Below are 10,644 nucleotides of genomic sequence, written 5' to 3'. Positions count from 1 at the left end.
GCCGTGCCCATCGACAATAATTGGGTGGAAAACCAGATCCGGCCTTGGGCGCTGGGTCGTTCCAACTGGTTGTTTGCCGGATCGCTGCGCAGTGGTCAGCGGGCAGCGGCAGTAATGAGTCTGATCCAATCGGCCAAACTGAACGGACATGATCCCTATGCTTATCTGAAAGATGTACTGGCGCGTCTGCCGACGCAGAAGAACAGTGCCATTGCTGAATTACTGCCTCACAACTGGAGCGGTCCGGTCAACCTGTGATAGCCGGACGCTTACCTATATGCGCATTCCCAGACCATAGATCACCATGTATCAATGATGCCGGTTGTTCAGGAATCCATTCGGGCAGTTTTCCACAAATCTGCTCAAGCATTTCAAGATCGGTCTGTTGCAGGAGGCCCTGATGTTGTGCCAGCCTGCCTTGCATTAAGAGACGTTGTTCTGCAAAGAACTGATACCCGTCCTGTGTCCAGGTATTCGGCTGCTTCGTCGTACCGCAGTACGTGTCAATGTCGAGCCCAAATGCCTGGGCAGTATGTCTATGCATGGCGGCAAGCGCTCTGCCAAAGTTCTCCCAGTAGTCCTTCCGGGCCTGCGCAGGCTCAAGATATTCCATCAGCAGGCATTGTTCATCCCAGAAATAAACAGCAGGTATCCTTATGGTGCCAGTCTCAGTCATCAACTTGAGTGATCGGGCCTCACACTCAAACATTCCCGCAGGTGCTCGCCGGTTATGCTTGAGGAAATAACAGAAACCGGCATCGGTGCGCAGAATACCAGCCTCATTAATACAACCTCCAGCGACAGTAGTCTGACCAATGATGCGGCCTTTTGCATTGCGCTGCAGCCAGCTGTTCAAGCCAGATAAATCAGACATAATCTCTCCCTAATCTACTGTGGATTGCTTTAAGCTTCGTCCGGCGCACTATGACAATAGTTGACGATTTATTAACCAAGCTGAAGGTTTTGCCATCAAATTCGTTCTATACTGAATAATAAGTGTGCAGTCGTTGCGTTAAGCTCACCGGCCTTTCTCAACACTGACCGGCAGTCTGGTGAGATACCCTCCATTTAGCTGCTGAGTCAGCCATGCAAGCTTGCCCTGTCCAGGGTTCAATCAATCGGTTGATGCTGTCAGGGCGTAACATAAATATACGCGTTTCCTCTACTTCGAACGCGAGGTTATCACCTTTCACAGTAAAGGTTGAGGTCAGAGGCCACAAGCCACTTGTCCCTCTCCTGAATGTGAGTTTCAACAGAGGAGTGCAGTCATGTTTGACCTGCTCGATCATTATCGGGTCAACGAGTTGCATGTCAGAGACGATGCAGCCAGTGGACTCAAAGCATTTATCGCCATCCACAACACCCGCTTCGGACCCGCCCTGGGTGGTTGTCGGTTTATCTCCTACGATTCAACAGATGACGCACTACTGGACGCTGTGCGTCTGGCTCGCGGAATGAGCTACAAGGCCGTGTTGTCAGGAGTGCCTCAAGGGGGAGGTAAATCTGTCATCATGAAGCCACATGGCCAATTTGATTCTGAAGCCATTTTCCGGTGCTTTGGACGCTTTGTGGAAGATCTCGGCGGGCGCTACATTACCGCCATAGATTCTGGAACCACCGCACGGGAAATGGACTGGATCAACAAGGAAACCCGTCATGTGACCAGCACCAGTTCAGAGGACAACCCAGCCATCTATACTGCACGGGGAGTGTTTGAAGGGCTGAAAGCGGCTGTTCGGTACAAACTGGGGAATGAACATCTGCAGGGTATTCGTGTGGCCGTTCAGGGTATTGGCAATGTGGGTTACCAACTATGCCAACTTCTCCATGAGGCCGGCGCTTCTCTCCTGGTCAGCGACATTAATCAGGATGCTCTGAAACGTGCCCAGGCAGATTTCTCTGCGCAGGTGGTAGACCCTGACAACATCTATGATGCGGAATGCGAAGTGTTCTCCCCCTGCGGCCTCGGATCAATCATCAATGATGAGACTCTTCAACGCCTGAGATGTGCCATTGTCGCCGGCTCTGCCAATAACCAGCTCAAACATCACCAGCACGGCCAATGGTTGCACGACGAAGGTATTTTATATGCTCCGGATTACGTCATTAACGCCGGAGGTCTGGTGTATGCCTCCCTGCATCACCTGGGCAAACCGCAGCAACTGATCGAAGACAAAACCAAGCGTATTGCCCATACCTTATCCGAAATATTCAAACAATCGGAACAAAAAGGTTTGGCGACCAGTGTCATGGCCGACCAGTTGGCAGAACAACGCCTTTACCAGAAACTTTCTGAAGCTGCGTAGGAGACCGGTGATGATGCAAAAAACCTTTGATTTCTTCATCCCCTACAACCGTTTTATGAATGAGCAGGGGAAACTGGAGCAGGCTTTGCCGGAGTGGAGCCGAGATCAGGAACGCCTGATCGAGGCCTACGAAACCATGGTCCTGATCAGAAACTTTGACCAGAAAGTTGTGGCCCTGCAACGCACCGGAAAGATGGGGACTTATCCATCTATTCTGGGGCAGGAGGCAATTGGTGTCGCTGTCGGACAGACCATGAGAAAAGATGATGTACTGATCCCCTATTATCGTGACCTGCCAGCCCAATATCTCCGAGGTGTAAGACTCGTCGAAACACTCCTGTACTGGGGCGGTGACGAGCGGGGAAGCCAATACCAGCATTGTCCGGAAGACTTCCCCAATTGCGTGCCGATATCCACACAGATGTGCCATGCAGCAGGCGTGGCAACCGCTTTTAAGATACGAGGGGAAAAGCGAGCCGCCGTCGTTACCTGTGGCGATGGCGCCACCTCAAAAGGCGACTTTCTGGAAAGTCTTAACGTGGCAGGGGTCTGGCAGCTACCGATGGTGATTGTTGTGAATAACAATCAATGGGCGATATCCACCCCCCGCAAGGTACAGAGTGCTGGGCAGACCATCGCCCAGAAAGCGATCGGGGCAGGAATTGAAGGAATCCAGGTAGATGGCAACGACTATTTCGCCATTTCGGACGCGGTTCAACACGCCCTGGAGAAAGCCCATGCCGGGAAGGGAGCCACTCTGATCGAAGCTATATCCTACCGATTGGGTGATCACACCACCGCAGACGACGCCACCCGCTATCGGTCCAAGGAAGACCTGAAAGCCGGCTGGGAAAAAGAGCCCATCCAACGGCTTCGGCATTATCTGCTCAGCCAGAACCTGTGGTCAGAATCTCAGGAAAAGGAACTACAGAACAAATCAACGAAGATCATCGAAACAGCGGTTAGTGATTATCTCAATACACCTCCAGAGCCACCGGAATCCATGTTTGATCATTTGTTTGCCGACATGCCGGCACCTCTCATTGAACAGAGAATCGACGTGAAATCTCTCGCCGGACCTGGCGGCACTCAACAGGGTTCCCATTAGCAGGAGGTGACTGAAATGAACATAGCAGCAAAATCAGACACAGCAGATGCCAGTGTGGTCAGTCATAAAATCACCATGGTGGAAGCCGTTAATCTGGCCCTGGCCCGCGCCATGCAGGAAGACGAGAACGTCGTAGTGCTGGGTGAGGACGTAGGGGTCAATGGTGGCGTGTTCAGAGCGACAGTCAATCTCCGGGAGGAGTTTGGACTGAAACGGGTGATGGATACGCCACTGGCTGAGACACTTATTGCGGGAATGGCGATAGGAATGGCAGCACAGGGTATTCGCCCGGTCGCGGAAATTCAGTTCATGGGGTTTATTTATGCCACCATGGAACAGATAGTCAGCCATGCCAGCCGCATGCGTAACCGAACCCGGGGCCGACTGAGCTGCCCCATGGTTCTGCGGGCGCCCTTCGGTGGAGGCATTCATGCCCCGGAACACCATAGCGAAAGCACTGAAACCTTGTTTGCCCACATCCCAGGTTTAAGAGTGGTCATTCCCAGCTCTCCCCGAAGAGCCTATGGTCTGTTGCTCGCAGCCATTCGCAACGATGACCCGGTGGTGTTTCTGGAACCCAAAAGGATCTACCGCGCCAGCTCTCAGGATGTCACAGATGACGGACAGGCACTCCCGCTGGATACCTGCTTCACTCTCAGGGAAGGGACCGATATCACACTGGTATCCTGGGGAGCCATGATTCAGGAAACATTGCAGGCGGCAGATCAGTTACTGGAGCAGGATATCAGCGCCGAGGTCATTGATGTTGCCAGTATTTCACCGCTGGACATGGCCACAATCCGCACCTCCGTTGCCAAAACCGGGCGCTGCTGCATTGTGCATGAAGCCGCCAGGACCCACGGAGTCGGTGCTGAAATTGCCGCCGAACTTTCCGAATCCTCGCTGTTTGACCTGAAAGCGCCTGTCAGCAGAGTCACCGGATATGACACTGTGATGCCGTATTATCGGAACGAGATGCATTATATGCCAACTGTCGAAAGGATTTGCGAAGCCGCCACCATACTAATGGAGGAAGGACTATGAAGTTCTTCAAACTACCGGATCTGGGAGAAGGACTGGCAGAAGCAGAGATTGTGGAATGGCATGTCAGGGAAGGGGACAAGGTAAAGGTCGATCAGCTGCTGGTCTCAGTAGAGACAGCCAAAGCGATTGTCGAGGTCCCGTCCCCCCAGGACGGGGTCATCGCAGCACTGTTCGGAGAACCAGGAGATGTCATTCATGTGGGAGAACCCTTGGTCGAGTATCAGGGAGAGGGTGAAGACGCCGGAACGGTTGTCGGAGAACTCAAGCGAGCCTCCAGCAGCAGCGAAGATCACTTCATCATTGGCGCGGCCGGTCAACAACCAGCCACGCACAGGGCACGAGCCACTCCTGCAGTCAGGGCTCTGGCTAAACGCCTGGGTGTGGACCTGAATCTGATTAAACCGTCCCATGGCGATGTAATTTCGGCTCTCGATGTAGAGAAAGCAGCCGAAATGCAAAGCAGCTTTGGAGAAGCTGAGCCTCTTCGCGGGGTCCGCAGAACCATGGCACAGAATATGGCGAAATCCCACGCAGAAGTGGTACCGGTTTCCCTGTACGAAGATGCCGATATACACGACTGGCCTGCAGGCACTGATATCACTATGCGACTGGTGCATGCCATAGCCAGCGCCTGTCAGGCCTCACCGGCGCTGAATGCCTGGTTTGACGGACATGGTCCTTCCAGGCGTCTGTTTGAGGCTGTCCATATCGGTATCGCAGTGGACTCGGAAGACGGACTGTTTGTCCCCGTACTACGGGATGTCAACAGTCGCAAACTCAACGACCTGCGCAAGGGACTGAATGCCATGAGAGCAGATATCAAGGCTCGCAAGATTCCTCCCCGGGAGATGCAGGGCGCAACCATCACCCTGTCCAATTTCGGCACAATGGCAGGACGCTATGCGAATCCTATTGTTGTCCCCCCGCAGGTGGCCATTGTCGGTGCAGGAATGATTCGGGATGAAGTGGTTGCCAGAAACGGTGAAATGCAGATCCGACGCAGATTGCCGTTATCACTGACATTTGACCACAGAGCCGCAACTGGCGGGGAGGCAGCGAGATTTCTGGCGGCAATGGTAAAAGATATAGAACGGGCTACACTTAAATAAAGGACGAGAGAAACCCTTGCCAGACACGCCACGATTGCTCTCGTACGTGTGTAGTCGGCGGGGGTCGTTCTTTATCTGCTGCGCTTAGCGGAGTCCTGCCAGGCTCCGCTTTTTTTATGGAGCCTCTGAATAACGTTGGCGAAAAAGTGCAATTTATCCTGATTAAATGAGCATTATGAGTCGACTTTTGACGCCGCAATGGCAATGCAGGTAATTTTTCTGAGGCTTCTTGTATATTTTCCCTGTTATCAGAAATCGGCATAAACTTAGCAAACTTTAGAGGGTATTGACGATTTCAACAGCCCTGGATTCCTCATCGGTTAATTGGTCAGTTGAAAATAGATGCGCTGTTGGCTGAACCTCTGCTATTGGATATGAAACTCAAATCAGCGGACTGCACCAATCTTCTTGCCGGATGAAATGTTAAAAGTATACTTTTAGCATCTGACAGGCACGAGCCGGAAGAATGCCTGCGGTCCGCCAGCTTGCTATTTACACCACTTGTATTTTACTTGGTAATATTCTGAACATTGGGGGGTATCATCATCGTTGCCCTGAATTATTGTTGTAATACGGAGCTTTAATGACCTTTAAGCCCAAGGAGACCCTGACTGAACAGGTCGCCCAGCATCTTGAAAACATGATCGTACTTGGCCAGCTGCAATCCGGCCAGAGAATATATGAAAATGCGATGGCCAAAGAACTCGAAGTCAGCCACGGCTCTATTCGGGAAGCTCTGCTACTGCTGGAAAAGCGCTATCTCGTTACCAACGTTACCCGCAAGGGCACCTTTGTTACTGAGCTCAACGAGCAATTTGTTACCAGTCTTTATGAGACTTTACTACTGATTCTCGGCCACACCGGAGCTAAGCTGCTTCGCGGCTGGCAACCTCATGATATGGAACGGATGGAATCTCTCTATACCCAGATGAGTGAATGCTTTGAAAAAGGCGATCTGCTGAATTTTCACAATCTCGGAATCGAATATACCCAGGCATCTCTGGCTTATGCGGAGAATCCTTTCCTGGTCAATATGATCAATGATCTGTGGCCATCTGCCAAACGCTGCAGCTTTCTCGCTTTAAGACAGGGGCCCACTGTCATTCACGACAGTCTGGAATATATGCGGGCTTCACTGGATGCAATAAAACAACATAATGAGGTAGAGTTACAGGCTATACTCGAATCATATGCCAAAGGCCAATGCCAACTGATCATTGAATGTATTCGCGCTCAAACCCGCCAATGATAATGAATGTAAAACCCATGGCAGATTCACGAATTCTGCTTTTTATGACCGCCTCCATCCTGCTGATCATGCAGGGTTGTTCTGTCACCCCCACGGCAAAAACTCAGCCAGAACAGGTTGTCATACCTCCTGAACCCACGCCAGTGTTAATACCTGATACTCCGGTAGAGGAGACCGTGGCAACCACACCGGCTGTTGAGGAGCAACATGTCAGCAACTGCGTATTTCACCCCAATAAGGGCATCGCTGAAGTAGAGAAAGTCGAGCAGGGGAAATGGACAATGCGCTTTTATCCTGGCGATATCGCTTTTGTCCATCACTCAGAAGATATTGAAACCAGTCCCGGAGAGGAATTCCGCGCTTTACGGTATTCCAGAACCAGTGGTCCCTGTGACAGTGATTACTTTGAACTGCTTGGGGCGTTTAATTAGGGCCTGTGATGGCCCTCCGGGATCCTGGGAAGCATCAACTTACATTGAAAATCAGTTTTTCAGCTTAAGATGACTGGTATCCGGTGCAGGCGGAGGTGGGGACGCTTTTTTCTGTCCGAGATCGCTCCCGGCTGGCGCCACACTAAGATGACTGGTATCAGGCTCAGCGGTAGGTAGCTCAGGAGCCTCATCTGCTAATTTAGACCCTGCTGGTGCAACATCCCAGGACACTTCCTGAAGAATATCGTCGACTTTTTCTCCTGCAACAGGTAATGCCCCCGGAGGAGATTGCACTTTCCCGGCGCCAGATGCCATGGGCTTGGCGGCAGAAGTCCTCGCCTGTGGGGTTGAAGCTTGAGGGGCAGTAGATTGCGGAGCCTGAGGCACAGGCTTCTGATCTTCTGTCGGCGAGGGGGCTGCCTGTCCCATAGGACGCAGCTCACACTGAGCGCCGTTTTTTCTGAGTATGGCCAGATATTTTTTACCCGTTGCATCATCCAGTCGATTGCGCAATACAACCGAACGTCCGGAAAACATCTGCTCCACCTGGGCCGGGTTGGCTTTAAATAGATTCGCCACATTCTGTTTCACTTGAGCCAGGTCAAAGCCATCGACTATTTGACCAGAAAAAACCAGTTCGTATTGCGCCACGCTCTTCTCCCCTCTGTTTCGTTTAATGTTAAACTCTGAGCACTAAGTTCGCCAGTTAACGACTGTTACGAAAGTCTATTTCCTAAAAGAAACAAGGAGCGATTTCATGGCACTAACCACATCCACCATGCTCCCACTCGGCACTAAAGCGCCTAATTTCAATCTGCCGGATCAACAGGGGTATCACTGGTCACTGGCCGATTTCAGTGATGACAAAGCCCTGTTGGTCATGTTCATCTGTAACCACTGTCCTTACGTGGTTCATCTGAAATCTGCGCTTGCCAAATTTGCCCGGGAGTATAGTGATAAAAGCCTGGGAATCATCGCCATCAGTGCCAACGACGCAGAGACATACCCCGCAGATTCTCCCCAGAACATGGCCCTTGAAGTGGAACGTTATGGTTACGTGTTCCCCTATGTCTATGATCAGAGTCAGGAGGTGGCCAAATCCTATGATGCGGCCTGTACGCCTGATTTTTTCCTTTTTGACCAGGACCGAAAACTGGTTTACCGAGGACAGTTCGACGGCAGCAGGCCAGGCAATGATGTCCCCGTAACAGGGGAGGATCTGCGTCGTGCGGTGAATCAGGTTCTGGCCGGTGAGGCAGTCAGCGAGGAGCAGATCCCCAGCATGGGATGCAATATAAAATGGCGCGAGGACTGAACGGCTCACCACACAACAACTGAAATCTGAGTGTCAGTCGTACCTGCTGCGCAGGTACCTGTGACAAAGGAGAGACCTTGGGACACATCATTTTTTCTCATGGCAAGGAGAGCGGCCCCTGGGGCAGCAAAATCCGGCATTTGTCAGAATTGGCGCTCAAGGTAGGGTATACCTTTGAAACCATCGACTATCAAGGGATGCATAGCCCGGACCTGCGGGCCGAAAAGCTACTGAAGCATCTACAGGATTGGGATACCTTTTCACCTCTGATACTGGTCGGTTCCAGTATGGGGGCTTATGTTTCTCTGGTGGCTTCTCACCATGTCAAAGTGACCGGCCTGTTTCTATTGGCTCCGGCATTGGGGTTACCGGAATACCGGCAACCTCTGATTGCGCCCAAAGCTGAAGTAACAGAAGTCGTTCACGGCTGGTCAGATCACCTGATTCCTGCCTCGACGGTGTGCGAATGGAGTATGCAGCACCAATGTACTTTGTATCTGGTCAATGATGGCCATCGCCTGCAGCAGGCACTCCCCCAACTCGGCATCTGGTTTTATCAGTTTCTGGACAGGCTAAACCGGACATCGGGACACAAGGAAAGTATGGCTGATAAAGGCCATTCCCATTCAACCGCAACACAAACCAGTGAGGCCAGTCATGCCGCTACCCGAAGATGAGGTAAGCTCTATTGTCGAGCACATGAACCAGGATCATGCCGATACCCTAGTGAATTACGTTCGGTATTTTGGCGGTGTGGATGGCGTCATATCGGCGACATTGCACAGCATCAATGCCAATGAAATGCATATCGACGTAGTTGCACACAGTCTTTCCTGCCGTCTGGCGATTCAACTGATCAGGCCTTTGAATTCTGCCGGAGAAGCAAGAAGCGTGTTGGTGGAAATGGCAAAACAGGCGCGCTCAGGATTGCATGAGGAAGAAGACCTGAAGTAGTCAGCATAGCTCTTTTCAGGCCATCGACATCATGGAATTTTATGATCTTGCCATCCAACTGAGTAAGATACTGATCACCATTGCTACGGTCATGGGGCTGGCCCTGATTGCAGAAAGAGTCAGCACCCGGGTTGCCGGTATACTGGCAGGATTTCCACTAGGTACTGCAATTGCCCTGGCCTATATCGGTATCGAGCAGGGCGCGGACTTTGCTGCCGTCAGCGCCCGGCATACTCTGCTGGGTTTTATTTCTGCCCAGGCGATGACAACCCTCTACTGGTTCTGCCTGCGTTTCCGGTTCAATATCATCCTGGCCCCGGCAGCAGGCATTCTGGCATTTGTTATCACCAACGGTCTCTTAAGCTTGTGCTCAGGAGACTTGGCGACAAACTTTGTCCTCGTTGTTCTGGCGACCATCGGATTCGGATTCTGGTACCGGATCATTCCTGATCAGAATATTCAACAGCCTATCAGGCTTTCCCATCTGGCCGTTCTGATAAGGGGTACTATTTCTGCCTTCTGCGTGATCTCTGTTACCCTCCTGGCCTATTTGGGCAGCAGCACTGTTGCGGGATTATTCGCCGCGTTTCCTATCACTTTTTTCCCGCTGCTGTTTATCATTCACCTCAACTACGGTACACAGCCTGTCTATACCCTGATCAAATACTATCCTTTGGGCCTGGGCTCCCTGATCATATACAGCCTGCTTGTCGCCCTGACATATAGCTCCTGGGGAATTCTTGCCGGGACCGCCTTCGGGCTGGCCGGAGCCATTGCCTATCTTGCGGTGTACCACCAACTACGGCGATGGTTATCAATGAAACAAGGCATAGCCTGATTTTCAGGCCGGGAGTCCATACAATTCTACCTGCTCAAGCCATCCCCACTGTTCAAGCCATTGAAGGGAACATCGCTTGCATTTGATCGTTTTTTAATCTATCAAATTAGATAGGGAATGAAGTAGATGTGGGCTAAGTTCATGCTGAGTTATAAAGAGATTTGCTGCCCCTATTGCGGGGAAACACAAATTGTCGTAAGCGTCCGGCTATCACAGGTTGACCGGACCGCTCCAGTTGTGAGGCAGTAATTCAGCAATGGCACTGTTCTTCTGCGTCGGCAGACGCGCCA

General features: G+C 51.6%; 13 protein-coding genes. 11 read left to right on the top strand and 2 right to left on the bottom strand.

Annotation, left to right across the window (positions count from 1 at the left end):
* Window positions 1–258, top strand: a 258-nt coding sequence (locus tag F566_RS0101180; protein WP_020405086.1) for a transposase domain-containing protein, incomplete at its 5' end; no start/stop codon positions are given.
* On the opposite strand, the gene F566_RS31525 is transcribed toward F566_RS0101180, so the two are convergent.
* Entirely contained in the window at window positions 248–874 is a 627-nt protein-coding gene (locus F566_RS31525; protein ID WP_020405148.1) for a fructosamine kinase family protein, read from the bottom strand. The genes F566_RS0101180 and F566_RS31525 overlap by 11 nt on opposite strands.
* A 394-nt stretch (window positions 875–1,268) precedes the next feature.
* Here F566_RS31525 and F566_RS0101170 point away from each other — a divergent pair, with 394 nt between their 5' ends.
* The 6 genes from F566_RS0101170 (at window position 1,269) to F566_RS0101145 (ending at window position 7,247) form a co-directional block, all read left to right on the top strand.
* Window positions 1,269–2,306: a Leu/Phe/Val dehydrogenase gene (locus tag F566_RS0101170; RefSeq protein ID WP_020405147.1), complete on the top strand. Its 1,038-nt coding sequence runs from the start codon at window positions 1,269–1,271 to the stop codon at window positions 2,304–2,306.
* Between the two features lie 10 nt (window positions 2,307–2,316).
* A complete protein-coding gene (gene pdhA / locus F566_RS0101165) occupies window positions 2,317–3,414 on the top strand; it encodes a pyruvate dehydrogenase (acetyl-transferring) E1 component subunit alpha (protein ID WP_020405146.1) in 1,098 nt (365 codons plus the stop codon).
* 15 nt (window positions 3,415–3,429) lie between these two features.
* Window positions 3,430–4,458 (top strand): alpha-ketoacid dehydrogenase subunit beta, encoded by a 1,029-nt coding sequence (locus F566_RS0101160; protein ID WP_020405145.1) that lies wholly within the window; start codon window positions 3,430–3,432, stop codon window positions 4,456–4,458.
* Window positions 4,455–5,567 carry a dihydrolipoamide acetyltransferase family protein gene (locus F566_RS0101155; RefSeq protein WP_020405144.1) on the top strand — a complete coding sequence of 371 codons (1,113 nt, stop codon included), beginning with the start codon at window positions 4,455–4,457 and terminating at the stop codon, window positions 5,565–5,567. Before F566_RS0101160 ends, F566_RS0101155 begins: the two co-directional genes overlap by 4 nt.
* A gap of 583 nt (window positions 5,568–6,150) precedes the next feature.
* A complete protein-coding gene (locus F566_RS0101150; RefSeq protein ID WP_020405143.1) occupies window positions 6,151–6,816 on the top strand; it encodes a GntR family transcriptional regulator in 666 nt (221 codons plus the stop codon).
* Between the two features lie 17 nt (window positions 6,817–6,833).
* The gene (locus tag F566_RS0101145; protein WP_020405142.1) at window positions 6,834–7,247 is read left to right on the top strand and encodes a hypothetical protein; all 414 of its coding nucleotides are present in this window, start codon (window positions 6,834–6,836) and stop codon (window positions 7,245–7,247) included.
* Between the two features lie 51 nt (window positions 7,248–7,298).
* Here the strand turns inward: F566_RS0101145 and F566_RS0101140 are convergent, their stop codons facing one another.
* On the bottom strand, window positions 7,299–7,898 hold the full coding sequence (locus F566_RS0101140) for a hypothetical protein (RefSeq protein ID WP_020405141.1): 600 nt from the start codon (window positions 7,896–7,898) through the stop codon (window positions 7,299–7,301).
* 106 nt (window positions 7,899–8,004) lie between these two features.
* On the opposite strand from F566_RS0101140, the gene F566_RS0101135 reads away from it, so the two are divergent.
* From F566_RS0101135 to F566_RS0101120, 4 genes are all read left to right on the top strand, one after another.
* On the top strand, window positions 8,005–8,562 hold the full coding sequence (locus F566_RS0101135) for a thioredoxin family protein (RefSeq protein WP_020405140.1): 558 nt from the start codon (window positions 8,005–8,007) through the stop codon (window positions 8,560–8,562).
* Window positions 8,563–8,639: 77 nt separating this feature from the next.
* The gene (locus tag F566_RS0101130; RefSeq protein ID WP_020405139.1) at window positions 8,640–9,239 is read left to right on the top strand and encodes a YqiA/YcfP family alpha/beta fold hydrolase; all 600 of its coding nucleotides are present in this window, start codon (window positions 8,640–8,642) and stop codon (window positions 9,237–9,239) included.
* Complete coding sequence (locus tag F566_RS0101125; RefSeq protein ID WP_020405138.1) at window positions 9,220–9,516, top strand: DUF2470 domain-containing protein; 297 nt, start codon at window positions 9,220–9,222, stop codon at window positions 9,514–9,516. Before F566_RS0101130 ends, F566_RS0101125 begins: the two co-directional genes overlap by 20 nt.
* A 31-nt stretch (window positions 9,517–9,547) precedes the next feature.
* Entirely contained in the window at window positions 9,548–10,354 is an 807-nt protein-coding gene (locus tag F566_RS0101120) for a hypothetical protein (RefSeq protein WP_020405137.1), read from the top strand.
* Window positions 10,355–10,644 lie beyond the last annotated feature (290 nt).

Origin of the sequence: Hahella ganghwensis DSM 17046, assembly GCF_000376785.1 — a bacterium.
GTDB lineage: Bacteria > Pseudomonadota > Gammaproteobacteria > Pseudomonadales > Oleiphilaceae > Hahella > Hahella ganghwensis.
Note: the sequence above shows the minus strand (reverse complement) of the source record. Positions and strands in the feature narration are given on the sequence as shown.